Source organism: Marinobacterium halophilum (genome assembly GCF_003014615.1).
Taxonomy (GTDB): Bacteria; Pseudomonadota; Gammaproteobacteria; order Pseudomonadales; family Balneatricaceae; genus Marinobacterium; species Marinobacterium halophilum.
In genome coordinates this window covers 44919-70088 of the sequence record NZ_PYGI01000022.1, presented here as the reverse complement: position 1 = coordinate 70088, position 25170 = coordinate 44919, and the positions used below count along the sequence as shown (strand labels likewise).

Genomic DNA, 25170 nt, shown 5'->3' with positions numbered 1-25170 from the left:
CAGCATCAGCACAATTGCCAGGAGGCTAAACCTCGCTTTAAGATTCAAGCACAACCTCCCTGCATACTCGATTCACGCCTCCCATATACCACAACCCAGACAATATAGACCATCTTGGCACAGGAACGTAGTCAGCCAGCGCCAATAATCCCGTATCTGATGTTTTATGGGTATCTAAGGTCGCCACAGATCCAGCGTATCCAGATAGTTGGCTCGCTCCCAGCCCGACGGATCGGCGGCATTGGCGTGGCAAACGCTGCCGCGCAACTGTTGCAACGAGTCATACTCATTTTCATCCATCCAGGCCAGCATGGCACGCTGCATCTCGCCCAGCACGCCTGCGCCACGGCGCATCAATACGCTCGCCAGCTGGGCTACCTGGGCCCCCACCAGCTGAGTGCGAATAACGTCCTCACCGGAATGTATGCCGCCGGTAATGGCGATGTCCAATGCAACCTGAGCACGCATGATCGCAGTCCAGCGCAGCCGCTCGTTGAGCTCCATGGCTGTGGATAACTGCAGCTGCGGCACAATTTTCAACGTATCCAGATCCAGCGTCGGCTCCAGAAAACGGTTGAACAATACCACTGCATCGGCACCCTGTTCCTGCAGTTGCGCCACCAGATGCACCGGGCTGGAAAAATGCGCGCCCAGTTTCAGTGCCAGCGGCAGATCCGGCACGGCACTACGTACATCCGCCAGAATATCCAGATAGCGCTGCTCGACTGCGGCCCCACTTTCCTGTGCCGAGGCCGCAATATGATAGATATTCAGCTCCAGCGCATCGGCTCCGGCTGCGGCCAGCTCGCGCGCATGGTCAGCCCAGCCGCGCGGACTGACACCATTGAGGCTGGCGATAACCGGGATGTCGATGCGGGTCTTGATCGTCTGCAGCTGCTCCAGATAATGCTCTTCGGCCGTCTGGAAGCTGTCCGGTACCGGCAGATAGTCATCGGCCTCACCGTGGCCAACCTCCTGTTCGTACAGAAAATGATGCAGCAGCTCATGGTCACGGCTGCAGGCCTCCTCAAACAGGCTGTGCATGACCACGGCCCCGGCACCGGCGGCTGCCAGTCGGCAAACGCCCGCCACCGTGGCCGTCAGGGGCGATGCTGACGGCACCAGCGGGTTGTCCAGTTCCAGCCCCAGATACCGGGTACTCAGGCGCTTATTGCTCATCGTGTTTCTCCCAGCTCAATCCGGCCAGCTGTTCATAGCGGTGATAACGCTCACTGGCATCGCGCTGTGCCTGGGCCAGAAACGCCTCGGCCGCTTCCGGGTTGGCTCGCGCCAGCATGCTGAAGCGCGCTTCGGTACGGGCAAAGGCGGCATAGGGAATCGAAGGCGGTTTGGAATCCAGCTTTAACGGGTTTTCGCCCTGTTCCGCCCGCCGCGGGTCGTAACGCAGCAGCGGCCAATGGCCCGACTCCACCGCCAGCCGCTGGTGTTCATGATTGTCGGCCAGATCGAATCCGTGGGCGATACAGGGTGAGTAGGCGATGATCAGAGAGGGTCCATCCCAGCTCTCGGCTTCGCGGAAGGCATGCAGCGTTTGCATATCCTTGGCCGCATAGGCGACATGAGCCACGTAGACATGTTCATAGTCCATGGCGATGCGGGCCAGATCCTTTTTGGCGACCGACTTGCCTCCGGCGGAGAATTTGGCCACCGCCCCGCGCGGGGTCGCCTTGGAGGTCTGGCCACCGGTATTGGAATAGACTTCCGTATCCAGCACCAGAATATTGACGTTGCGTCCCGACGCCAGCACATGGTCGAGACCTCCATAGCCGATGTCGTAGGCCCAGCCATCGCCGCCGACGATCCAGACACTGTGGCGGCACAGCTTATCCGCCAGCGCGTACAGGGTTTCGGCGCGAGGATCGTCCAGCACTTGCAACCGCTCACGCAGTTTGGCCACGCGCTCGCGCTGGGCGCGGATACCGGCTTCGTCACTCTGATCGGCGCTCAGCAACTGGGCCACCAGATGCGCGTCCAGTTGACTGCTCAGCGCCTGCAGCAGCTCGATGGCGTATTCGCTCTGCTTATCCAGTGCTGCCCGCATGCCCAGACCAAACTCGGCATTGTCCTCGAACAGGGAGTTGTTCCAGGCCGGCCCTCGGCCCTCGGCATTCAGCGCCCAGGGTGTTGTCGGCAGATTGCCGCCGTAGATGGAAGAACATCCGGTGGCATTGGCCACCAGCATGCGATCACCGAATAGCTGACTGAGCAGACGAATATAAGGGGTTTCGCCACAGCCGGAACAGGCGCCACTGAACTCGAACAGCGGCTGCATCAGCATTGAGCCTTTCATCGTACCTGTCTTCAAGGCGGTACGATCGAACTCCGGCAGCTGACTGAAGAAATCCCAACTGACCCGCTCACGCTCGATGACGCTCTCTTTTGGCACCATATTCAAGGCCTTGCGGCTCTGATTGGTTTTATCGTGGATCGGGCAGATTTCAACACAAAGGGTGCAGCCGGTGCAGTCGTCCGGCGATATTTGATAACTGATTAGCGTATTGTCCGGAAAATCCTTCGCTCCCTTGATGGGCACCGCCTTGAAACCGGCGGGGGCACGCTCCATCTGTTCTGCGTCGAACGCCTTGGAACGGATCACCGCATGCGGACAGACAAACACGCACTTGCCGCAATGGGTACACAGGTCTTCTTCCCACTGCGGCAGCTCACGGGCCAGGTCACGTTTTTCATAAGCCGCCGTACCACTGGGCCAGGTGCCATCCACCGGCACCCGGCTTACCGGCACCGCATCACCGCGTCCAGCAATCAGTTCGGTGGTCACCTGCTGCACAAAACGACTGGCTTCATCGGCCTGCACCTCATGCAGTGGAATCAGACTGTCAGCCTGTGTCGGCACCTCGAACGCAATCAGATGAGTCAGCGCCATATCGATTGCGGCCAGATTCATATCGGCAATACGACGGCTGCGGCGGCCATAGCTGGATTCAACGGCCGCCTTGACCTGCGCCATCGCCTCGTCCTGCGGCAGGATATCGGTCAGAGCGAAAAAACAGGTCTGCATGATGGTGTTGATGCGCTTGCCCAACCCGGCCTCGGCGGCCACCTTGTAGGCATCGATCAGGGACACCTTGAGCTGCTTGTCGATCATGCTCCGCTGTACCGACCCCGGCAGGCTGTGCCAGAAGGCATCACCGCTCAAATCGGTGTTGATCAAAACCCGTGCCCCCTCGGCGGCCTTGTCCAGCATCGGATAACGCTGCAGAAAGCGGGGCTGGTGGCAGCCAATGAAATCGGCTTCACCATTCTGGATTTCATAGGTCGAGCGGATGGGGTCGGGACCAAAGCGTAGATGGGATACGGTGACAGCGCCGGATTTCTTCGAATCGTACACGAAGTGCCCCTGCGCATATTGTCCGTCAACTCTGCCGATGATCTTGATGCTGTTCTTGTTGGCTGACACCGTACCGTCGGCACCCAGGCCGAAAAACACGGCCTGCACCTGACGCTCAGCCGCGTCGGTACGGAAGGTGTCATCCCAGGGCAAGCTGAGGTGGGTAATATCGTCGTCAATGCCAACCGTAAACGCCCGCTTGCCCCCCGTGCGTCCCAGCCGATCGAATACTGCCTTGACCATGCCGGGCGTGAACTCCTTGGATGACAGCCCGAAACGGCCACCCAGTACCCGCGGCAGTCCTTGGCCCGGCCAGCGGCCTTCGCTGCAGGCCTCGAACACCGCCGTGGCCACATCCTTGAACAGCGGCTCGCCATCGGCACCGGGTTCCTTGGTTCGGTCCAGCACCGCTATCGCCTTGACAGTGGCGGGCAATATGGAAAGCAAACGCTCAGCCGCAAACGGGCGGAACAGGCGCACATTCAGCACGCCAACCTTTTCCCCCCGGGCGGTGAGGTGGTCGACCGTTTCCTGCACACAGCCAACGGCTGACCCTATTACCACAACCACCCGCTCGGCATCTTCGGCTCCCCGGTAGTCATACAGTTGGTACTGGCGGCCGGTGACCTTAGCGAAACGGTCCATGGCGTTCTGCACAATCGAGGGGAAGGCATCGTAGAAAGGGTTGATCGCTTCACGTGACTGGAAGAACAGATCGGGATTCTGCGAGGTGCCACGGATAAATGGATGTTCCGGCGATAATGCGCGTTCACGGCAGGCCTGAACCAGGCGCGGATTGATCAGTATCTGTAATTGCTCGGGACTGATCACCTCGACCGGAGTGATTTCATGACTGGTACGGAAACCGTCGAAGAAATGCAGCACCGGCACCCGCCCTTCCAGTGTTGCCATCTCGGCAATACAGGCCATGTCCATCACCTCCTGTGCATTGCAGGAGGCGAGCATGGCAAAACCGGTCGTACGCGCCGCCATGACATCACTGTGGTCACAAAAGATCGACAGTGCATGGGTCGCCAGCGAACGTGCCGCCACGTGGAAGACCGTGGGCGTCAGCTCACCGGCGATCTTGAACATGTTGGGGATTTTCAGCAGCAGCCCTTGGGAAGCAGTAAAGGTGCAGGCCTTGGCTCCGGCCTGCAAGGCACCATGGACAGCACCGGCGGCACCGGCTTCGCTTTGCAGCTCAATGACTTGAGGCACCGTGCCCCAGAGGTTGTGCCGCCCGCGATTACTCCAGCTGTCGGCCAGCTCACCCATCACCGAGGCCGGTGTGATCGGGTAGATGGCGATGACATCATTCAACTGATGCGCAATCGTCGCGGCGGCTTCGTTGCCATCCATCATCCGTATATCTGCCCTGGACATGCCCTGCTCCTGCCAGCCTGAATTCGAGCTTCAGTATGGCAGATCAGCCGGCGGCAGAGATTGACCTGCGCCAACCCCCGCGACACCTTTCAACAAAAGGCCGGCCAGATGGGGTCAGATACGCTCGCCACGACCGAAGAGCGAATCGACCAGCTCACGGAAACTGGTGGCCTGCAGATTGATCTCGACTGGCACCTGCAGGCGGCGCGCAATTTCGCTGGCGGAAATGATGCCACAAATCTCGTGTGACTCGGGATCAACCACCAACATGTGCTGGCTGCCTTCATAACGCAGGGTCTTCAGCAAGTCACCAATACTGCCCTTGTGGAGCGCCGACAAAGGCACACCTCGGAGCTTGTCACGACTGACCATGACATCCTTGATGCTCAGGTCTTCCCGCTTGAGCCCAAGGCTCGTCGCCTGACTCAACACCTTGCGGCTTTCCAGGTCGAGTACGGTCAGGATGCCGCGGAAGTCATCATTGCTGTCGGTCACTATCACCGAGCGCACATGGACCTTGCGCATCGCCTGAGTCGCCTCATGGACACTTTCGGTCATGCTCATGGTCAACGGCTGCACCTGGCGAAAATCGGTCATCACACTTTCAGCCGGTGAATCCAGACCGGTAACGTCTGCAGTGCTGCTTGCGGCCAGGCGCGTGTAGTCTTCAAGGCTGGTTGTTTTCAGTTCATGGTAGGTTTGCATAATGCGTCTCCGTGCACACAGGTGTGCTGTTATTTCGTCAATACAATGGCCGCATAGGGGCCGATAAGGCTGAAAAACGATTTCGAAATATCAGGCAACGGGAGGCGCACGCGGTTGGAACGAGTAATGGTCGAGGTCGATATGAAACGATACGGGCAGCGCCGGCAGAGCGGAATCTTTCAGCGCAGACAGGCGCTCAACGAATATCGGTAGAAAGGGATCGGAATCAGTGGACGACTCAGCGGTAACATCAGTGTCTGGCGCATCCTGATAGGTGTCGATGGCTGTGGAGAGCGATACTGGGCCCTGGCCGGCACCGTAAAAGCCCTGCAACAGCACCAAAGCCAGAGTGACAACCGCTATTGCCGACCACGGCACCTCGGGACGGTGTAAGAAACGCCTGAACTCTGCTTGCAAGGTTCCACCTCGGTTCACTGAACCATTGATCTTCAGCATAGTCCTCTGCAGAAAATTATCAACGGGGTTGCGTCACCCCGTGATGACCCGGCCCCGATAGACCCTGAGCGTTTGCTGCGGCTGCGCTGCCGGCCCAAGAAGGTCGCACCCAGCATCATCCTCGAGCATCTTCACTGGCAGAACATACCCCAGTTGCTGCAACAGCTGATCGCCCTGCTCAGGCAGCAGCGTGTCGGCAACCGGATAGATCAACTCCGGGGTAAAGGCGAAACGCAGTTCGGCCATTGTGGCCAGCCGGTCGAACGCTGCAACATTGCAACAACCGTTGCAGGCTGCCCCCTGCAAACGCCCCTTGAACAGGACAATCTGAGCCGCATGATTATCCTCGGTCGCCACAAACAGAGTGCCCGAGGCACCCTTATCCACAAGGGCAAACAGGGTGTTTTTCAGACCATTGAAATTGGCAGTGATGTGGCTCATGGTACCCTCCGTTTTGCCATGGCAATGTATCCATCGTGGATCACGAAGAGATTCAAGCAAAAAACGGACCAGCCCCGGCCTGCGTAGTATTGCTGGCCAAGAATGATCCGTTTTGGGTACAAAATGCACCTTAAAGGTGCGGGCAGTTATCCGATCTGGGGCGCGTCGAAATCTTCCGGCTCATCGGTGAAGATGCACACGTTCCAATCTTCAGCCAGGCCATCGTCCGCCTTGCAGTAACGTTCGAAGAAATCGGTAATCTCCTTGCGCTGGCAATGTGCCTCAAAGCTTTCCATATCGCTCCAGATCTCGTGGAACACGATCGGGAAGCTGGTGCCTTCAGCGAAGGGGCTGCTGATCTGGCGCGTAACGGTGTACTGCACACAGGCATCTTCACGGTGAGCATTGGGCTCCAGTGACTGCAGCACCTTGAACAGCTCTTTTTCCTTGCCGGGCTTGGGTTTGAACTGGGCCGTACAATAAACCAGTGATGACATCTTCAACTCCTTGCGGATGGGTGATTATTGCGAAAATACCCGGTCCAGCCGGGCAATATAGGGGCGTACGTTGTGCTTGTCGGCATCCGGCACCCGCGACAGCGCCTGCGCAATAACCAGCGCCTGCTGCATCTGCGCACGCTGGTCGGCAGGCATCAGCTGCAACAACTGCGGGTCCAGCCCCTGCAGCTGTTGCGCCAGCTGTAATATTTCAGGGCTCTCCGCTTCAGCCTTGATGGCACCGTAGGCCAGCACCACGCGGTCACCGACCAGCGCCCAGCTGTCCGGGCTGGTAAAGCCCTGCTGCTGCACAATCCCGGCCAACTCACGATGGTCTGCCGCGGCCTCACGCTGCAGCGCCATGACGGCGCGGCGGTGCGGATCGAAAGACTCACCGCTGCGCGGCAGGATCTCGCGTTCCAGAAAGCGGCCCTTGCCTGCGGCCTGCAGGCGTTCGCCAAAACGTTGTACCTCGTCCAGCGTGGCCAGATAGGCTTCGATCTGCGTGCTCTGCAAGGCTCCGGCAGCCATCACTGCCGGGCTGCAAAGCATCAGCCACAGCGCGAAAAGACGAAACAGAGGATTACGATGCATGGGCGACTCCCGGATTACTGACAATCATTGATCCGCGAGTCTACCAGATGCGCTCCGGCGTACCTATGCGCCTACGCAGGGTGCGGAATCCTGTGTAATACTCAAGCCGATAGTCATACAACAATCATAATAATCGGTGCCCGCCTGCGTGTGCGCCGACTGACTGGCCCACAAGGGGACGCACATGAAACCGAGCCATGGAATCTTCGCCAGAACGCTGATCGCAGCCGGTACATTGCTGGCCGCTCTGCATGCCCAGGCCGAGACACTGAAGATCGGCATCGCCGGTCCGGTGACCGGTCCGGTCGCCCAGTATGGCGATATGCAAAAGATCGGTGCCATGATGGCGATCGACAGGATCAATGCCGCAGGCGGCGTCAATGGTATCTCACTTGAGGGCATCATTTATGACGATGCCTGCGACCCCAAACAGGCCGTCGCGGTCGCCAACCGCATCGTCAACGATGAGATCCGCCACGTTATCGGCCATCTCTGTTCCAGTTCCACTGAACCGGCTTCGGATATCTATGAAGAGGAAGGGGTGATGATGATCACTGCCGCCTCCACCTCCCCCAGCATCACCGAAAAAGGCTACGAACTGATCTTCCGCACCATCGGTCTGGACAGCCTGCAGGGCAAACTGGCGGCCGACCATATCATCAACCGGGTCAAGCCCCGGAATCTGGCCGTGATCCATGACAAGCAGCAGTATGGTGAAGGCCTGGCGACAACAGTCAGAGATTTGCTCGCCAAGGCCGGTATCGAAACCGTCATGTTCGAGGGAGTCACACCGGGGGATAAGGACTTTTCGGCGCTGATCGCCAAACTCAAACGCAACAACGTCGACTTTGTTTATTACGGCGGCTATCACCCGGAACTCGGCCTGATTCTGCGCCAGTCCCGTGAAAAAGGCTTCGACGTACCCTTTATGGGACCCGAGGGCGTGGTCAATGCCGACCTGGCGGCCATTGCTGGCAAGGCGATGGAAGGCGTACTCGCCACGGCTCCGAAGAGCTTTGAACAGAATCCCGAAAATGCGGCACTGGTCGCCGCCTTCAAGGCCCGCGATGAAGACCCGTCCGGCCCATTCGTGTTTACGGCCTATGCTGCCGTGCAAGTTCTCACCGACGCCATCAAGGCCACCGGCGAAACCGACCCTTATACACTGGCCGACCAGCTGCGTGCCAACCGGTTCGACACCACCATCGGCGAGATCGGCTTTGATGACAGAGGCGACCTGACCGAATCCACTTTCATCGTCTACCAACTGCACGCCGACGGCAGCAAAACACCGATCAGCGAATAGTACGACCACGACCGCGCCCTCCAGCTTTCGAGGAGGGCCTCGTCCGGGGGATTACAGATGAGCGAAACCAGCCTGTATGTACTTCAGCAACTGATCAATGGCCTGACCATTGGTTCCACCTATGCGCTGATCGCCATTGGTTACACCATGGTGTACGGCATCATCGGCATGATTAACTTCGCCCACGGCGAGGTCTACATGATCGGCAGTTACACTACGTTCATCGCCATTATCGGCCTGCTGACCCTGGGGGTGAGTTCGCTGCCGATTGTGCTGCTGCTGGCACTGATCACGGCGATCGTCATTGCGTCGACCTACGGCTATGCCATCGAACGGGTCGCCTATCGGCCACTGCGCGGCGGACCGCGACTGATCCCGCTGATCACCGCCATCGGCATGTCGATCTTTCTGCAAAACTACATACGTTTGGCACAAGGCTCACGGGACATGGCCATGCCGGCGCTGGTGACCGGCGGCATTCAGTTCGGCGACCCGGCGGTGTTCGAAGTCAGTATCTCCTGGATGCAGATGATCATCTGGTGCGTCACGCTGGTGTCGATGACCGCTCTGGCCCTGTTCATCTCCCGTTCCCGCCTCGGCCGTGCCTGTCGCGCCTGTGCCCAGGACCTGAAGATGACCAACCTGCTTGGCATCGATACCAACCGCATCATCGCCCTGACCTTTATTATCGGCGCGGCACTGGCCGCCGTGGCCGGGGTGCTGCTCAGCCTCTATTACGGCACCATCAACCCCTACATCGGCTTTATGGCCGGCCTCAAGGCCTTCACCGCCGCAGTGCTGGGCGGTATCGGCTCCATCCCCGGTGCCATGCTGGGTGGACTGATCCTGGGCGTGACCGAGGCGCTGACGGCCGCGTTTTTCCCATCTGAATACAAGGATGTGGTCGCCTTCGGCCTGCTGGTACTGATCCTGCTGTTCCGTCCCACCGGCCTGCTCGGCAAACCGGAAGTGGAAAAGGTATAAGGGAGAGTTGATGATGCAACGCGCACTGTTCCCGGCCCTGTTCGCAGCAGGCGTCACCTTCCTGCTCACCTGTCTGGTGATCGGGGTCAAGCTGGAACAGGTCGGTTCCGAATTAACCGTCACCGGTGCCGATCCTGCAACCTGGGGCTGGATTGCGACCGCCGTCGTCATCGTCTTTCTGGTGCAGCTGTTCCAGTCGCCTCTGGGCACACTCAGGCGCCGTCTGCCCGCCATTGAAGCTCACGGTCTGCTGCCCGGTCATCGGCTGCGTGAACAGCTGCGCCCCTGGCTGATCGCACTGGTGATTGTCGGTTTGTGTGTCTGGCCATTCATGGTGTCACGGGGCGCAGTCGATCTGGCCACGCTGACCCTGATCTACGTGATGCTCGGCCTTGGCCTCAACATCGTGGTCGGCTTTGCCGGACTGCTCGACCTGGGCTACGTGGCTTTTTATGCGGTGGGGGCCTACACCTACGCACTGTTATCGGAGTACTTCGGCCTTTCTTTCTGGGTGTGTCTGCCGCTGGCCGGGTTGCTGGCCGCCACCTTCGGCTGCATCCTCGGCTTTCCGGTGCTGCGCCTGCGCGGCGACTATCTGGCCATCGTCACTCTGGGGTTTGGTGAAATCATCCGCATCCTGCTCAACAACTGGACCAACGTCACTGGCGGCCCCAACGGTATTGGTGGCATCGACAAACCCACCCTGTTCGGGCTTGAGTTCAGCCGCCGCGCCAGCGATGGCGGAGAAACCTTCCACCAATACTTCGGTATCGAATATGTCAGCAGTCACAAGGTCATTTTCCTCTATCTGGTCGCCGTGCTGTTGGTGCTGTTGACCCTGTATGTCATCAACCGGGTCCAGCGCATGCCGATCGGCCGCGCCTGGGAAGCTCTGCGTGAAGACGAGATCGCCTGCCGCTCACTTGGGCTGAATCCGACCGTCATCAAGCTGTCGGCGTTTACCATGGGCGCTGCATTCGCCGGTTTTGCCGGGTGTTTCTTTGCCGCTCGCCAGGGGTTCATCAGCCCCGAATCCTTCACCTTTATTGAATCGGCGATCATCCTCGCCATTGTGGTACTCGGTGGCATGGGCTCACAGCTGGGCATCATCATGGCAGCCATTGCCATGACCATATTGCCGGAGCTGGCGCGTGAGTTTCAGGAATACCGCATGCTCATGTTCGGCGGCGTCATGGTGCTGATGATGCTGTGGCGTCCACAGGGACTGCTGCCGATGAAACGCCCCCATCTGGAGCTGAAAAATCCATGAGCGACAATCTGCTGGAAGTCTCGGGTCTAATGATGCGTTTCGGCGGTCTGCTGGCGGTGGACAATGTCAGCCTGCAGGTCAAGCCGCGCCAGATTCACTCCGTGATCGGCCCCAACGGCGCGGGCAAAACGACGGTGTTCAACTGCATCAGCGGGTTTTATAGCCCCTCCGGTGGTGCCATACGCTACGCGGGCAAGGCAATTCAGGGCCTGACCGGCCACCGTATCTCCCGGCTGGGGCTGGTGCGCACCTTCCAGCACGTGCGCCTGTTCAGCAGCATGACGGTGATTGAAAACCTGCTGGTGGCACAGCACCGCCACTTGAATACCAACTACTTTGCCGGTCTGTTGAAAACGCCGTCCTACCGCCGTCGCGAGCAGGAAGCGATGGAGCGCGCCACTTCCTGGCTACGTCAGGTTGGCTTGCTGGAACAGGCCAATCGCGAAGCCGGCAATCTCTCCTACGGCCAGCAGCGCCGCCTGGAGATTGCCCGCTGCATGGTCACTGAGCCGGGCCTGCTGATGCTGGATGAGCCGGCGGCAGGCCTCAATCCAAGGGAAACATCGGAGCTGGACCAGTTGATCCTGCGCCTGCGTGACGAGCAGGACATTGCCGTATTGCTGATTGAACACGACATGGGGCTGGTGATGGGCATTTCCGACCATATCACCGTGATCAACCAGGGCGCACCATTGGCTGATGGTACGCCAGAACAGATCCTGGCCAATCCCGACGTCATCAAAGCCTACCTGGGAGAGAGCTGATGCTGCGACTGGAGCATGTGTCCACCTTCTACGGCAAGATCCAGGCGCTGCATGACGTCTCGCTGGAGGTTAAACAGGGCGAGATTCTGACCCTGATCGGGGCCAATGGCGCGGGCAAGACCACACTGATGATGACCCTCTGTGGCGACCCTCGAGCACACAGCGGCCGCATCTTCTTCGATGACCAGCCGATCCAGCAGCTGCCCACCGCCGAGATCATGCGCAAGGGCATGGCGGTAGTGCCCGAAGGCCGCCGCATTTTTTCCGCCATGACGGTGGAAGAGAACCTGTTCATGGGCAGTTTTTTCCACAGCAAGGCGGAAGCCGCGACCCAGCTGGAGCATGTCCTGACCCTGTTCCCGCGTCTGCAAGAGCGCTTTAATCAGCGCGGCGGCACCATGTCCGGCGGCGAGCAACAGATGCTCGCCATCGGCCGTGCGCTGATGAGTCGGCCCCGTCTGTTGCTGCTTGATGAACCCTCGCTGGGACTGGCTCCGCTGATCATCCAGCAGATTTTCGACATCATCGAAACGCTGCGCCGGGAGGGGGTCACCATTTTTCTGGTGGAACAGAACGCACATCAGGCATTAAAGATTGCAGACCGCGGATATGTACTGGAGAATGGCCGCATCGTGATGAGTGGCACCGGCAACGCTCTGCTCAACGATGACAGTGTGCGTAAAGCTTACCTCGGCGGTTAATGGACGGATCGTATGCGCTTGTTGGTCATCTCCCTGCTGGCACTCTTTGCCAGCCTATCCCTGCTGATTATCGGCAACTCCTTTCTAATTACCCTACTCGGGCTGCGCTTCAGTCTGCTCGGGATTGACCCTTCCACCATCGGTATCGTCATGGTCTGCTATTCGGCGGGCTTTGTGATCGGTTCGCTCTATGCCGACCGGGTGGTACGCCGTGTGGGTCATATCCGCGCGTTTGCAGTTTTTGCCGCACTCGCCGGTATGGCTGCTCTGATCTACCCGATGACGTATAACGTCTGGTTCTGGGGGCTGTTGCGCGCACTCGGCGGCTTGTCCATTGCCGCCCTGTTCATCATTATCGAGAGCTGGTTCAGTGCCGTTGCCACCAACAGCAACCGCTCGACGATATTTTCGCTGTACCAGATTGCCGCCTATTCCGCGGCCGCTGGCGGACAGCTGCTGATCGGCAACGGCAACCCGATCAACTACACCCTGTTCTCGCTGGCAGCCCTGTTTATCGTGGCGGGGATCATTCCGCTGTCGCTGTCACGGATGCAGTCCCCGGAAATCCACGAAAACACCGAACGCATGTCGCTGCTGCAACTGATCCGGCTGGCCCCCCTCGGCGTTGTGGCCGCGTTCACCAGCGGCATTTTCCTGGGCTCCTTTTATGCTCTGGTGCCTCTGTTCGCCAGTTTAACCGGACTTGCCAGCGATCAGGTCTCGATCTACATGTTCGCCTCTATCCTGACGGCCATGCTCTTCGCCTGGCCGATCGGCTGGATCTGCGACCGAGCCAAGCGCAGCCACGTTCTGCTCGCCATTTCCACGCTCGCCGCTGTCGCCTGTACCGCCAATATTCTGGTGATCGATATGGCTTTCACTTGGCGTCTGGTCGCACTCTGCGCCTGCATGGGACTGGCTTCCACGATCTACTCGATCGCAGTGGCCATCACCAATGACATGATGGACAGCTCACAGATCATTGCTGCCAGCTCGGGGTTGATGCTCAGTTATGGCCTCGGCAGTGTCTTGGGGCCCCTGCTCAGCTCGACCCTGATGGAATATAGCACCCCGGTCGCCCTGTTCCAGACACTGGCCGCCGCGCTGACCGCGATGGCTGTCTTTACCCTGTACCGCCAGTACCGTGTACCGCCGCTACCGGTTGCCGCCCAGGAGCATTTCATCACCGCCATTCCCGACGTCCACGGCATGCCCGAGATGGACCCGCGTAACGAAGAGTTCGTGGACACGCCAATCGAGGAGCTGTTCAAGGATGAACCCGTCGAAGTGGAAACCGGGAACGAAGGTGAGTTGATGCCAACCGATAACAACATCGCCGCAGCGTCAACACAAACCGACGCCCCCACTGAGTCTGAAGGCCACGCCGATCAGCCCCGCAATGCGGGTGGCTGACGCACGGCTATCAGTTGCTGTGCGACACGCGTGAAGCCGCCGCCGACCTGCGTGTCGTCCCAGCGTTGCAGACACAGCATCTGCTGCTGCGGTAGCCACTCGATCACATTGAACGAATTGGCGATATCGGCACGTACGCGACGGGAGATTGCGGTCCCCGCCTGTGCCGTCCAGCATTGAGGCGGTATGCCCGGATAGCGATGCTCAAGATCGGCAAAGAACGGGTAATGAATGTGGCCAGCCAGATAGAGTTGCATGCCGGCAGCCGTCCACGCCCGCACCGCCGCTTCGGCACCCGCCGCCACATTCTGTTCATCGGTCGCCAACACCGCATCCACCGGATGATGTCCCATCACGATTTTCACCGTCGCCGTACTGGCCCGCAGGTATTGACTCACGGACGCGATGGTCGCCGCACTGAAGCCACCATCAACATGCTTGCCCGGACGCGTGGTATTCACCCCCACCACCAGCACATCGCCGTTATCATAGACCGGAGCCAAACGGTGGCCGAATATGCGCCGATAATGGGCATACGGCTGGCTGAAACGCTGCCATAGATTGAACAAGGGCAAGTCATGGTTGCCCGGCACGGCCAGCACCGGTACCGCCGGCAGCTGGTTCAGAAACCGGCGGCAAGCCGCAAACTGTGCTCGCCGGGCCCGCTGGGTAATATCACCACTGAGCAAGATCACATCCGGCTGCAGCTGCTGTACACGTGCCACCAGTGCAGCCACCACAGCCGGCTGCTCCGTACCGAAATGCAGGTCGGACAACTGGATCAATCGCATTGCACAGCCTCCGCCGGCACCAGGCAACGATAGGCATCCGGCTGTACTTCCAGGCGCAAGGGCGAACGGCAGCGGTGCAGTTCACCATCGACCGCAACCAGCAGGCGTCGTCGTCGGGTCGAGACCTGCAGCTGGCGCGTCAGGAAATAGTCCAGCGCATCCAGACGCTTCAACTCGCCCTTGAGGCTGGCCCACAGATAGCGGCACAACGCCAGCAGGGAGTCCGACTGCATCACGAATACCAGCATTCCCCCCTGCCTGATTCCCGCTATTTCCGACAGATCGAAATTTTCCAGCTGGGTTGGGCTGACACTGGCCAATAGCATGGGGGCGGTTTCAATTCGGCGTTGGCCATCATGCTCCAGCCACAATCGACGCCCGCGCGCCCGGGTCAGAAACACCCAGATCCCGCTGAGCAGCGACACCCAACGGTTACGGCCGGTGATCGCGCTGACTTGCTCACGGGCGGCAATGATCTTGGGATATACGCCGAGACTGGCACTGACACAGAAAGGAATACCATTGACCCGCGCCAGCACATTGGCCTGTTCATGGCCGTGCAGCAGCACGTCGATAGCGGCCTTGATGGCCACCGGGATACATCGGTCGCGGGCGAAAAAATTGAAAGTGCCGCGCGGAATGACCCCCAGAGTCACACCGGTACCCGCCAAGGCTGTCACCGCCGCATTCAGGGTACCGTCGCCCCCGGCAACTACCAGCACCAGCTCCTCCCGCTCACAGCGGCGGACCAGCCGCGCCAACTGTGGTTGCAACTGATCAGGCTGCAGGCGGATGAGCGCCACCAGCTGCGCGGCCGGTATGTGCATGCGGATCAACGCTTCCAGCTCGGCATCAGCCTGATCACCGGCCGCAGTATTGATGCAGACCAAAAATGTGCGCATTGCCTGCGACTTCATGACTATACTCCTGCATAGGCTCAACACCGGTTATCACGGAACCCGCAACGTGAATGGCGGTCAGAGCTTGAGTTCATCTTCATGGAGAGTCGATAAATGTTTTTTGCCCGTTCCCGCTCAGGTTACCTGACCTCAATCCTTGCAGCCACGGTGCTGTTGTCAGGGTGCAGTACGTTAACCGAACAGCAAACCCACACCGTATCCGGGCAGGCCCTGTACCGCGAGCGTATCACCCTGCCACCGGCCAGCAGTCTGGAAGTGAAAGTGCAGGACGTGTCCCGTGCTGACGCCCCGGCCGAAGTACTGGCCACCCTGATACGCGGCGACCTTGCCGCTCCGCCGTATGCATTCAGCTTCAAAATTCCGGCTGATCAATTGCAACCCGGTCATCGTTACAGTGTCAGAGCCACGATTTCTCACCAGGACCAACTTCTGTTCACAACCGACCAGCATTATCCGGTACTGGCCTCGGGGGACGACACCAACCTGATGCTGGTGATGAAACGGGTCGCCAGCGAACAGGCACGGGCGTCGCTGCAGAATACCTACTGGAAACTGACTCATGTAAACGGCACACCGGTACAGGTCGCCGAGGGCGAACGTGAACCTCACCTGATCCTGAAACAGGGTGACCGGGTACAGGGCTATTCCGGCTGTAACCAGTTCATGGGGCAGTTTTCACAGACCGCCACCCAACTGAGTTTCGGCCCCATCGCCGGTACCATGCGCGCCTGCATGCCCAGCCTGGATTACGAGCGTCCCTTCCTGCAGCTGATGCAGGGCCAGGTCGACTGGTCGGTTGAGGGCGAAACCCTCAAGCTGCACAACCCTGATAACAATATCAGCGCCCGGTTCAAAGCCGTCTATCTGCAATAAACCTAGCATTGAGCCCGCGTTGTGAACCAACAGCTCCGGGCAGCCTGATACCTGTCCTGCGCCCTCGACCGAGGGCGTTTTTTTACCTGAAAAAAAAGTGTTTCCCACGTGTAAGGATTGCACGTCAACGCCGACTAACGATCAGAACACACTAAGCGGCACACGTTTACAACGCGGCCGACACGGGGTTATCCGCCCCACACATCACACGAGGAATAATCATGTCCAATCACACCAAACCGACCATCGCCGCTGTAGGCACCGCATTTCTGCTTGGCCTCGGTGCCACCTCCGCCGTAGCGGCCGATAACCCCTTCGCTGCCCAGCCCCTGAGCAGCGGCTATGCCGAACTGGCTGAAGCCAAGTGCGGTGAGGCCAAGTGCGGCGGTGATACCAAGCCCAAAGCCGATACCGAAGGCAAGTGCGGTGAAGCCAAGTGCGGCGCTGAAGCGACCCCCAAGGCCGATACCGAAGGTAAATGCGGTGAAGCCAAGTGTGGTGGCAACCAGTAATTCCACTGGGCAGCCTGCGCTCCAGGCTGTCCTTCCACACCACCGCTCACTCACGGCCCGCTGACAAGGAGCGCACCATGTATCCCAAGACCCTGCCCCTGCACGGTACCGGCCTCGGCCTCAGGCGGCCGATGCTCAAGGAGCTGGCCGCTACCGACCTGAGCCGCATAGACTTCTTTGAAGTCGCACCGGAAAACTGGATGCAACTGGGCGGACGCCTGGGCAAGCAGTTTCGCGCCCTGACCGAACGCCATGCCTTCAGCGCCCACGGCCTGTCGCTGTCGCTGGGGGGACCGGAACCGCTGGACCTTGATTTCATTGATCAGGTGGGGCACTTTCTGGATCAGCACGACATTCACCTGTACAGCGAGCATCTGAGCAGCTGTAGCGATCATGCCCACCTCTATGATCTGATGCCGATCCCCTTTACCGAAGAAGCGGTACAGTACGTCGCGGCCCGTATCCGTCAGGTACAGGATCGATTGCAACGCCGTATCGCCATCGAAAATGTGAGCTACTACACTCCGCTGGCCACCGCGCTGAGCGAAGCCCAATTCATCAACGCCGTGCTGCAGGAAGCCGATTGCGACCTGCTGCTCGACGTCAATAACATCTATGTCAACAGCGTCAACCACCGCTACGATGCCGCAGCCTTCATGCGCAGCCTGCCTGCCGAGCGGGTGGTATGCATGCATATGGCGGGCCACTACAGAGAAGCCGAAGATCTGCTGATCGACACGCATGGCGCTTCGATCATCGATCCCGTGTGGGCATTATTGCAGCAAACCTATACCCACACCGGCCCCGTCGCGACCCTGCTGGAGCGTGATTTCAACCTGCCGCCACTGGCCGAACTGCTGCAGGAAGTGGCGCAGATCAGACACTACCAGCACGGGAGCGAACATGACCGTCTGCACGCCTGAGCCCGACTTCATCCGCCGTCAGCGCCGGTTCGCGGATCAGATCCGCAACCCCGATCAGCCACTGCCCGAGGGTATCGACGCCCGACGCATGCAGGTGTACGTCGATCTGTTTTTCAACAATATCGCCGGTTTCCTGCAAGGGGCGTTTCCGGTCTACCGCAGCCTGTGTTCGGACAGTTTCTGGCAGGCCGAGGTGCGCCGTTTCATCCAGCAGTACGGTGCCCAAAGCCCGCTGTTCCGTGATCTGGCCCAGGCCTATCGCGACTATGTCGAACAGCATCGGACACCACAACCGGATGATCTGCCATTCCTGCAGGAACTGCTGCACTACGAGTGGATCGAGCTGGCACTGGATATTGCCGAGGATGATCCCTTTGCCGACTGGCCCCCTGTGAATATCTCCACGGAACAGCTGCTGCAGGAACACCCGATCGTCTCACCGCTGGCCTGGTCGCTGGGCTACCAATGGCCGGTACACCGGATCAGCACTGAATGTCGTCCTGACTGCCCGCCCGAGCAGCCCACCTGGTTGCTGGTGTACCGCAACCGAGAAGATGCAGTGAAATTCATCGAGTTGAATGCGATCAGTGCCCGCCTGCTCTGGCGGCTCCACGAAGCGCCAGCGCTGAGCGGTCTGCAGGCACTGGAACAGATGGCCGATGAACTGCCCCATATCCCCCGTGACACCCTCTGCCAGGGAGGCGTGGATCTGTTACAACAATTTCAGCGTGACGGCGTTGTGCTGGGCACCCAGCCGTGCGAAGAGAGGCAGCCATGAACAGCCGACTGACGACCCTATACCGCCCCCTGCAAGGCAGCCTGCAACATGTGCAATGGGGGGATGGCCTGGCACCGCTGCTGCTGCGGCTCTATCTGGCACCGATCATGCTGCAGGCGGGCTGGAACAAGCTGAGTCATTTCGAGGATACCGCTGCCTGGTTCGGCAATCCGGACTGGGGACTGGGGCTGCCCTTTCCTGAACTGCTGGCGGCACTTGCGGCCGGCACCGAATTCTTCGGCGGTCTGTTGCTGTTGATCGGGCTGGCCGTGCGCTGGATCAGCCTGCCGCTGATGGTCACCATGATCGTGGCGGCCGTTACTGTCCACTGGGACAACGGCTGGCTGGCCATCGCCGACCCATCAAGCTGGCTGGCCAATGAACGGGTAATGGAGTCTGCCGAACGCTTGCAGCGCGCTCGCGCCATTCTGCAAGAACACGGCAACTACGACTGGCTGACCGGGCGTGGCTCCGTTGTCATCCTCAACAACGGTATCGAATTTGCCGCTACCTATTTCGTCATGCTGCTGAGCCTGTTCTTCACCGGAGGCGGCCGTTTCACCAGCCTGGACTACTGGCTGGCCCGTCGTACCGGTCTGGGGGTGCAACCGCCGTCAGACGGATAACGGCAGCATGCCCGCCAGCCCCAGCAGCCATAGCACCAGGTTGATACTGAGGAACGACAACGCCGTGGCCACCACCAGCGCCGGTGAACACAACGCCGATTGGCCATAACGCTGACTGATCAGGGACAACACGCTGGCCATCGGCATCGCTGCCATCAGAATGGCGATCGCCTGCATCACCGGATCAAACGGCGGCAACAGCCACACGGCCAGCGCCACCGCCGCCGGATGCAGTAACAGCTTGAACAGGGTCATCTGACCTATATCGGTCATCTGCCCCTTGAGTGAGGTGTTGACCAGGCTTCCGCCGATAACAAACAGGGCAACTGCTGGTGCCGAACGCCCCATCATCCCGACCACCTGATCCAGTGCTTCCGGCAACCGCAGCTCGGCCAACGACATCAGCAGGCCAGCGGCAATCGCCAGCACCAGCGGATTGGTCAGCGTACGACCGAGCATACTCAGTGTATTCTTCAACGCGCCACCGCGGCCGCTGAACAGATCGGCCAACAGCAGGCCCAGCGGTATCAACAGCAACAGGTCCACCAACATGGTCAGCGCCACCGCAACAGCGGCCGCACTGCCGAAAATCTTGCCCGCGACCGCCAAACCGATGAACGCGCTGTTGGCCAGCGTCGACCCTAGCCCTTGAAAGGCGGATGGCCAAAGATCCAGCCCTCGCCCGCGCCAACTGAATACAAAGGTGCTCACCAGCAACACCAGCGAACCCAGTGCGTAGACACGCAGATAATCCAGGTCCAGTGATTCGCTCACCGGACGCGACGCCATCGACTGGAACAGCAGTGCCGGCAGCGCCAGCTTGACCACATAACTGCCCAGCGATGGCAGCGCCGAGGCATTGACCCAGTCCGCCCGCACCGCCAGATAACCGATGGCCATGAGAATGAAAACGGGGGTGGTCAGTAACAGGGTCTGCAACATCGGCAATCATCCAGTAACGTAAAAGGGGCAGCAAGGCCCCCCATTGTGACATTCCCGGAACGCTGTGGGGCGACATTTACTCAGCCGTCCGTTTCATTTTATTCACGGTTGACGTGACCGGTGTGATACCGGATGATCAGGACTCACCAGCAAGGATTCATCATGCAGCCACGATTCAACGCCCCGATTGCCATCCGACGAGCGGACACCCGATGTGCACCGCCGAAGATGCGTCGTGCGCTGATGCTGCCCTGCCACTGATTCGTTTCTGTTATTGTTCAAGGCCGCAGCATTGCTTCTGCGGCCTTTGTCGTTGTAGCAATGCCCGCCGCTGACACGGAGTTATGTATGTCGGTCCCCCTGTCCTATCTTGCCGTGGTGCTGGTCTGGTCGACCACCCCACTGACCATTGCCTGGAGCAGCGAATCGGTTGACCCGGTCCTCGCCGGTGGCCTGCGCATGGCCATTGCCGCCGTGCTCGGCGTATTGCTGCTGCGCCTGTTACGTATCAAGCTGCCGCTGCACCGCCGCGCCCAGACCACCTATGCCTATGCCTCAATCGGTGTATTCGGGGCCATGTGCTGCACCTATATCGCCTCACGCTATGTGCCCTCGGGGCTGATTTCGATCATGTTCGGACTGGCCCCGATCCTGTCCGCCGTGATGGGGCAGTGGCTGCTCGACGAACCCCGTTTTCGCGCCTATCGCTGGATTGCATGCCTGCTGGCTTTCAGCGGCCTGGGGGTCATTTTTACCGATGATGTGGCACTGGGACCGCAAAGCCTGCCCGGCCTGTTGCTGCTTCTGCTGGCCGTCAGCCTGTTCAGCCTCAGTGGCGTCATGGTCAAGCGCAGCAGTGCCCAGATCAATCCGCTGGCGCATACCGTCGGCGCCCTGCTCTGGTCACTGCCCGGTTTTGCCATTACCTGGTGGCTACTCGGCGCAGCACCGCTGGAGATCGACCCCGGCAGCCGCTCGTTCTGGGCGATCATCTATCTTGCCCTGTTCGGCTCGCTGCTCGGCTTCGTCTGCTACTTTCATGTGCTGCGCCACCTGCCACCCAGCACGGTGGCACTGGTAACGCTGATCACGCCGATTTTTGCGTTGATGCTGGGACACTGGCTCAATGAAGAGCCACTGACACCGGGGTTGTGGCAGGGCTGCCTGCTGGTCGTGACCGGTCTGGCGCTGTTCTTCTTCGGTCACCGGCTGCAGCCTGAGCGCCGTTGATGCACCGCCAGACGTACCCGCAATGGGGTAGAATACCCCTTCCCCTCATCGCAGCCGGAGACCGGTCTTGAACCTCTACCTGCAAACCCTGGGCTACACCGCCAATATCGTTGCACCGATCTTTTTCATCCTGTTTCTCGGTTATCTGCTGCGCCGCTGCCGGTTGATCGACGAGGCATTTGTCGCCACCGGCTCCAAGCTGGTGTTTGTCATCACCCTGCCGGCACTGGTATTCATGTCGATTGCACGGATGGATTTTCAGGCCGTGTTCAATCCGCACCAGCTGGGCTATGTACTGGTCGGCATCCTGCTCAGTTTTGGCCTGATCTGGTGGTCGGCGGCACGCTGGATAAAGGCTCCAGAAGATCTCGGCGTGTTCATTCAAGGGGCGTTCCGCAGCAACTACGGCATTATCGGGCTGGCGGTCAGCTTCAACCTGTTCGGTGATGCCGGACTGGCTCAGGCCTCGTTGCTGTTGGCACTGGTCATCCCGCTGTTCAACGTGCTGTCGATCCTCTGCCTGAGCATCCCGATGCAGCGCAGTGAAAGCATGAAGCTCAGCAGCACACTGCTGGAGATCCTGAAAAACCCGTTGATTCTAGCGGTACTGGCCGCATTGCCCATGTCCTGGTTCAGCGTTCCGCTGCCTGAAGTGGTCGCCAAGACCGGCACTTACTTCGCCAACCTGACGCTGCCGCTGGCGCTGCTGACCATCGGTGCTTCACTGAACCTGAAGAGTCTGCATGACACCTCGGCACAGGCCTTCTGGGCCACCGCGCTGAAGTTGGTAATTTTGCCGGTGGTGCTCACCTGCGGTGCCTGGCTATACGGGTTTGACGGTGAAGAGCTGGCGATTCTGATGGTGCTGTTCGGCTGTCCTACGGCTGCGGCCAGTTTTGTAATGGCGCGCGCCATGGGCGGCAATGCCCAGCTGGCCGCCAATATCGTACTGACGACCACGCTGGGATCGGTACTCACGCTCAGTGCCGGTATCTATCTACTGCGCTTGACCGGCATGATCTGAACACGCCTGTAAGAGGTAGGACACTGTATGCTGACATCACTGTTCAACAGCCGTCATGAACGGCTGCTCAAGGCGATCATCGCCAACGATCCCGACAAGGTTGCCCACCACCTGTCCAAACTGGATGCCGAGCAATTGAGTGTGCCCGGCAGCGACGGCCGTCATGCGCTGGAACTGGCACTGACCGACTCGACCCCGCGTACGCTGGAACTGCTGCTGAACAAGGCGGCCCGCCCCCTGCCGCCGGCACGCTGCGGCACACCGCTGGTATGCCTGGCACTGCAGCACAGCGACAGCCTGCCACGGCTGACCCTGCTGCTGCAGGCCGGAGAAGACCCCAACCTGATTCACAGCCAACGCCCGTTGCTGCATCAATGTGTTGAACACTGTGAAACCGCCACTCTGATGCTGCATCTGAGTCGTTTATTGCAACACGGAGCCGATATCGACCAGTCCGATGCGGATGGTTGTACGCTGCTGCAGGGCCTGCTGGCCAACGGCGATCTGCCGCTGCTGCAGTTTCTGTTGCAGTCAGGTGCGCGCTGTGAGGAGGAGTGGTTGACGGCGCTGGAAGATGTGGCGCTGGCCACCCGGTTGAAACGGGTTCTGGATGACCTGCGCATACGCCAGATGATGCTGGGCGGCTGATCAGCCGACGGCGGCAATACCCAAACGTGGAATTTCAATCGCCGGGCAACGGTCCATGACCACTTCCAGCCCGGCCGCTTCGGCCCGCTCGGCGGCCTCTTCATTGATTACGCCCAACTGCATCCACACCGCCTTGACCCCTTTCTCAATCGCTTCATCAACCACATAGCCGGCATCCACCGAATTGCGGAAGATATCCACCATATCCACAGGCCCCTCGATATCGGCCAGCGAAGCTACCACCGGCTGTCCCTGCAGGATCTCGCCTGCCAGTGACGGGTTTACCGGGACCACTTCATATCCGCTGTTGAGCAGGTAGGACATTACCTGGTAACTGGCACGGTGCGACTTGGCGCTGGCACCCACCAGCGCGATACGGCGGCTACGCTCGAGCAGTGCTTTTATCTTGTTATCCTGCATGTTGCGCATTTCCTTTACAGATCGGACATTCGGGATCGGGGCGCAGCTTGAGGCTGCGCCATTGCATACGTTTGCCATCCAGCAGCAGCAGGCGACCGGTCAGCGGCTCACCCACGCCGGCCAGCAGCTTCAATGCTTCCATCGCCTGCATGCTGCCGATGATGCCCACCAATGGCGGAAACACCCCGGATTCACTGCAGGTCATCGCCTCGTCATCGCCGCTGCGATACAAACACTGGTAACAGGGTGAATCGGGCTGGCGCGGATCATAAACACTGATTTGGCCATCAAACCGGATCGCGGCGCCTGATACCAGCGGCGTACCGGTCTCGACACAGGCCTGGTTCAGGGCAAAGCGGGTAGCGAAGTTGTCACAGCAGTCGAGCACCAGATCGGCCTGATCAACCCAATATCGCAGGCGTTCGCCCTGCAGGCGCTCGGCCACCGGGGTAATGCGGATGTCGCTGTTGATTGCCGCCAGTGTGGCCGCCGCCGAGGTCACTTTGGTCTCGTCACAGGCGTCCTGACGGTGGATAACCTGACGTTGCAGGTTGCTCAGCTCGACCCGGTCGTCATCGACCAGTATCAATTCGCCGACGCCGGCAGCGGCCAGATACGCGGCGGCCGGCCCTCCGAGTCCGCCCAGGCCAAGAATCAATACCCGTGCATTACACCAGGCGGCCTGACCGGCAATATCCACTTCGGGCAGCATGATGCTGCGGCTGTAACGTAACAGTTGTAGGTCATCAAGCATTGTTCATTCCCCTTGCCAGCATCCCAGTGTGACCCGGTCGTTGTCGCCCAGATCCCGCACCGTCGCGACCTGCGTATACCCCAACGCCTGCAGGCAGGCGCGCACGGACATACCCTGATCATAGCCGTGTTCGAACAGTAACCAGCCGCCCGTACGCAGACAGGTCCGCGCCTGTTCGGCGATGGTGCGAATATCGGCCATGCCCTTGTCTTCGGCCGTCAGGGCCGACAAAGGTTCAAAGCGGACATCACCCTGCTGCAGATGCGGGTCTTCAGGGTCAATGTAGGGCGGATTGCTGACAATCATGTCGAAATGGCCTTGCAGCGGCTCGCACCAGCTGCCCGGCACAATCTCGACGTTATCGAGTCCATTGGCCGTGGCATTCTCCCGTGCCAGTGCCACGGCACCGAGGTGCAGATCGGTGGCGACCAACTGCCACTGCGGCCGTTCGCTGGCCAGCGCCAGGGCGATGGCACCGGTGCCGGTACCCAGATCAGCCACCCGCGCCGGAGCCGCAGGCAGATGCGCCAGCGCCTGCTCCACCAGGGTTTCAGTATCGGGGCGGGGAATCAGGGTGTCGGGGCTGACCTTGAGCCTCAGGGTCCAGAAGTCACGATAGCCCAGCAGATGCGCTACCGGTTCACCCTGCAGACGGCGCGCCAGCAGCTGCTCAAAACGGGCGACTTGCGCCTCGGTCAGCTGCGCGTCAGGCCACGTGAACAGCCAGCTGCGCGGTTTGTCGAGCAGATCGCACAGCAGCAGCTCCAGGTCCAGTCGTGAACTGTCGCTCACGTCGGCCAGTTCGGGTGCGCGCGCCAGGGCTTCGGCAACCGTCAACATGT

27 protein-coding genes are annotated in these 25170 nt (G+C 59.8%); 14 read left to right on the top strand and 13 right to left on the bottom strand.

Annotated elements, in window-relative coordinates; genetic code table 11:
• Window positions 1–174: 174 nt before the first annotated feature.
• The 7 genes from CLV44_RS14765 to CLV44_RS14735 all read right to left on the bottom strand — a co-directional run bounded on the left by CLV44_RS14765 (window position 175) and on the right by CLV44_RS14735 (window position 7449).
• Window positions 175–1179 (bottom strand): dihydroorotate dehydrogenase-like protein, encoded by a 1005-nt coding sequence (locus tag CLV44_RS14765; protein ID WP_106592890.1) that lies wholly within the window; start codon window positions 1177–1179, stop codon window positions 175–177.
• Window positions 1169–4756: a pyruvate:ferredoxin (flavodoxin) oxidoreductase gene (gene nifJ, locus CLV44_RS14760; protein ID WP_106592889.1), complete on the bottom strand. Its 3588-nt coding sequence runs from the start codon at window positions 4754–4756 to the stop codon at window positions 1169–1171. The genes CLV44_RS14765 and nifJ overlap by 11 nt, the downstream gene beginning before the upstream one ends.
• 114 nt (window positions 4757–4870) lie before the next feature.
• The gene (locus CLV44_RS14755; protein WP_106592888.1) at window positions 4871–5461 is read right to left on the bottom strand and encodes a CBS domain-containing protein; all 591 of its coding nucleotides are present in this window, start codon (window positions 5459–5461) and stop codon (window positions 4871–4873) included.
• 90 nt (window positions 5462–5551) lie between these two features.
• Window positions 5552–5917 carry a hypothetical protein gene (locus CLV44_RS14750; protein WP_106592887.1) on the bottom strand — a complete coding sequence of 122 codons (366 nt, stop codon included), beginning with the start codon at window positions 5915–5917 and terminating at the stop codon, window positions 5552–5554.
• Between the two features lie 33 nt (window positions 5918–5950).
• Window positions 5951–6358: a hypothetical protein gene (locus CLV44_RS14745; RefSeq protein ID WP_106592886.1), complete on the bottom strand. Its 408-nt coding sequence runs from the start codon at window positions 6356–6358 to the stop codon at window positions 5951–5953.
• 146 nt (window positions 6359–6504) lie between these two features.
• Window positions 6505–6855: a putative quinol monooxygenase gene (locus CLV44_RS14740; protein ID WP_106592885.1), complete on the bottom strand. Its 351-nt coding sequence runs from the start codon at window positions 6853–6855 to the stop codon at window positions 6505–6507.
• A gap of 24 nt (window positions 6856–6879) precedes the next feature.
• Window positions 6880–7449, bottom strand: a complete 570-nt coding sequence (locus tag CLV44_RS14735) for a hypothetical protein (RefSeq protein ID WP_106592884.1) — start codon at window positions 7447–7449, stop codon at window positions 6880–6882.
• Between the two features lie 184 nt (window positions 7450–7633).
• On the opposite strand from CLV44_RS14735, the gene CLV44_RS14730 reads away from it, so the two are divergent.
• Genes CLV44_RS14730 through CLV44_RS14705 form a run of 6 tightly spaced genes read left to right on the top strand, consistent with a single transcriptional unit; the run spans window position 7634 to window position 13887 of the window.
• Window positions 7634–8755 carry a branched-chain amino acid ABC transporter substrate-binding protein gene (locus tag CLV44_RS14730; RefSeq protein WP_106592883.1) on the top strand — a complete coding sequence of 374 codons (1122 nt, stop codon included), beginning with the start codon at window positions 7634–7636 and terminating at the stop codon, window positions 8753–8755.
• A 57-nt stretch (window positions 8756–8812) separates the two neighbouring features.
• The gene (gene livH, locus CLV44_RS14725; RefSeq protein WP_106592882.1) at window positions 8813–9739 is read left to right on the top strand and encodes a high-affinity branched-chain amino acid ABC transporter permease LivH; all 927 of its coding nucleotides are present in this window, start codon (window positions 8813–8815) and stop codon (window positions 9737–9739) included.
• Window positions 9740–9752: 13 nt separating this feature from the next.
• A complete protein-coding gene (locus CLV44_RS14720) occupies window positions 9753–11009 on the top strand; it encodes a high-affinity branched-chain amino acid ABC transporter permease LivM (protein WP_106592902.1) in 1257 nt (418 codons plus the stop codon).
• Entirely contained in the window at window positions 11006–11773 is a 768-nt protein-coding gene (gene livG / locus CLV44_RS14715) for a high-affinity branched-chain amino acid ABC transporter ATP-binding protein LivG (protein WP_106592881.1), read from the top strand. The genes CLV44_RS14720 and livG overlap by 4 nt, the downstream gene beginning before the upstream one ends.
• Entirely contained in the window at window positions 11773–12474 is a 702-nt protein-coding gene (locus CLV44_RS14710) for an ABC transporter ATP-binding protein (protein WP_106592880.1), read from the top strand. The genes livG and CLV44_RS14710 overlap by 1 nt, the downstream gene beginning before the upstream one ends.
• 12 nt (window positions 12475–12486) lie before the next feature.
• On the top strand, window positions 12487–13887 hold the full coding sequence (locus tag CLV44_RS14705; protein WP_106592879.1) for an MFS transporter: 1401 nt from the start codon (window positions 12487–12489) through the stop codon (window positions 13885–13887).
• Here the strand turns inward: CLV44_RS14705 and CLV44_RS14700 are convergent.
• Both CLV44_RS14700 and CLV44_RS14695 read right to left on the bottom strand, forming a co-directional pair.
• On the bottom strand, window positions 13863–14678 hold the full coding sequence (locus CLV44_RS14700) for a metallophosphoesterase family protein (RefSeq protein ID WP_106592878.1): 816 nt from the start codon (window positions 14676–14678) through the stop codon (window positions 13863–13865). The genes CLV44_RS14705 and CLV44_RS14700 overlap by 25 nt on opposite strands.
• Window positions 14669–15595: a diacylglycerol/lipid kinase family protein gene (locus tag CLV44_RS14695; protein WP_106592877.1), complete on the bottom strand. Its 927-nt coding sequence runs from the start codon at window positions 15593–15595 to the stop codon at window positions 14669–14671. The genes CLV44_RS14700 and CLV44_RS14695 overlap by 10 nt, the downstream gene beginning before the upstream one ends.
• Window positions 15596–15691: 96 nt before the next feature.
• Between CLV44_RS14695 and CLV44_RS14690 the strand changes: the two genes are divergently transcribed.
• The 5 genes from CLV44_RS14690 (at window position 15692) to CLV44_RS14670 (ending at window position 19310) form a co-directional block, all read left to right on the top strand.
• A complete protein-coding gene (locus CLV44_RS14690) occupies window positions 15692–16471 on the top strand; it encodes a YbaY family lipoprotein (RefSeq protein ID WP_106592876.1) in 780 nt (259 codons plus the stop codon).
• Between the two features lie 221 nt (window positions 16472–16692).
• Window positions 16693–16983 (top strand): HvfA family oxazolone/thioamide-modified RiPP metallophore, encoded by a 291-nt coding sequence (locus CLV44_RS14685; RefSeq protein WP_211298155.1) that lies wholly within the window; start codon window positions 16693–16695, stop codon window positions 16981–16983.
• Between the two features lie 77 nt (window positions 16984–17060).
• Window positions 17061–17906 carry an HvfB family MNIO-type RiPP peptide maturase gene (locus CLV44_RS14680; RefSeq protein WP_106592875.1) on the top strand — a complete coding sequence of 282 codons (846 nt, stop codon included), beginning with the start codon at window positions 17061–17063 and terminating at the stop codon, window positions 17904–17906.
• Window positions 17887–18684, top strand: a complete 798-nt coding sequence (locus CLV44_RS14675) for an HvfC family RiPP maturation protein (RefSeq protein ID WP_106592874.1) — start codon at window positions 17887–17889, stop codon at window positions 18682–18684. The genes CLV44_RS14680 and CLV44_RS14675 overlap by 20 nt, the downstream gene beginning before the upstream one ends.
• A complete protein-coding gene (locus CLV44_RS14670) occupies window positions 18681–19310 on the top strand; it encodes an HvfX family Cu-binding RiPP maturation protein (protein ID WP_106592873.1) in 630 nt (209 codons plus the stop codon). The genes CLV44_RS14675 and CLV44_RS14670 overlap by 4 nt, the downstream gene beginning before the upstream one ends.
• Here CLV44_RS14670 and CLV44_RS14665 read toward each other — a convergent pair.
• Window positions 19299–20252: an AEC family transporter gene (locus CLV44_RS14665; protein WP_106592872.1), complete on the bottom strand. Its 954-nt coding sequence runs from the start codon at window positions 20250–20252 to the stop codon at window positions 19299–19301. The genes CLV44_RS14670 and CLV44_RS14665 overlap by 12 nt on opposite strands.
• A 348-nt stretch (window positions 20253–20600) precedes the next feature.
• Between CLV44_RS14665 and CLV44_RS14660 the strand changes: the two genes are divergently transcribed.
• The 3 genes from CLV44_RS14660 (at window position 20601) to CLV44_RS14650 (ending at window position 23154) form a co-directional block, all read left to right on the top strand.
• Window positions 20601–21482 carry a DMT family transporter gene (locus CLV44_RS14660; RefSeq protein WP_106592871.1) on the top strand — a complete coding sequence of 294 codons (882 nt, stop codon included), beginning with the start codon at window positions 20601–20603 and terminating at the stop codon, window positions 21480–21482.
• A 67-nt stretch (window positions 21483–21549) separates the two neighbouring features.
• On the top strand, window positions 21550–22506 hold the full coding sequence (locus CLV44_RS14655) for an AEC family transporter (RefSeq protein ID WP_106592870.1): 957 nt from the start codon (window positions 21550–21552) through the stop codon (window positions 22504–22506).
• A 27-nt stretch (window positions 22507–22533) separates the two neighbouring features.
• A complete protein-coding gene (locus CLV44_RS14650; protein WP_106592869.1) occupies window positions 22534–23154 on the top strand; it encodes an ankyrin repeat domain-containing protein in 621 nt (206 codons plus the stop codon).
• On the opposite strand, the gene CLV44_RS14645 is transcribed toward CLV44_RS14650, so the two are convergent.
• The 3 genes from CLV44_RS14645 to prmC are packed head-to-tail and all read right to left on the bottom strand — an operon-like array spanning window position 23155 to window position 25168.
• The gene (locus tag CLV44_RS14645; protein ID WP_106592868.1) at window positions 23155–23574 is read right to left on the bottom strand and encodes a CoA-binding protein; all 420 of its coding nucleotides are present in this window, start codon (window positions 23572–23574) and stop codon (window positions 23155–23157) included.
• Window positions 23564–24328 carry a HesA/MoeB/ThiF family protein gene (locus CLV44_RS14640; protein WP_106592867.1) on the bottom strand — a complete coding sequence of 255 codons (765 nt, stop codon included), beginning with the start codon at window positions 24326–24328 and terminating at the stop codon, window positions 23564–23566. Before CLV44_RS14640 ends, CLV44_RS14645 begins: the two co-directional genes overlap by 11 nt.
• A 3-nt stretch (window positions 24329–24331) precedes the next feature.
• Complete coding sequence (gene prmC / locus CLV44_RS14635; protein ID WP_425436456.1) at window positions 24332–25168, bottom strand: peptide chain release factor N(5)-glutamine methyltransferase; 837 nt, start codon at window positions 25166–25168, stop codon at window positions 24332–24334.
• Between the last annotated feature and the right edge of the window lie 2 nt (window positions 25169–25170).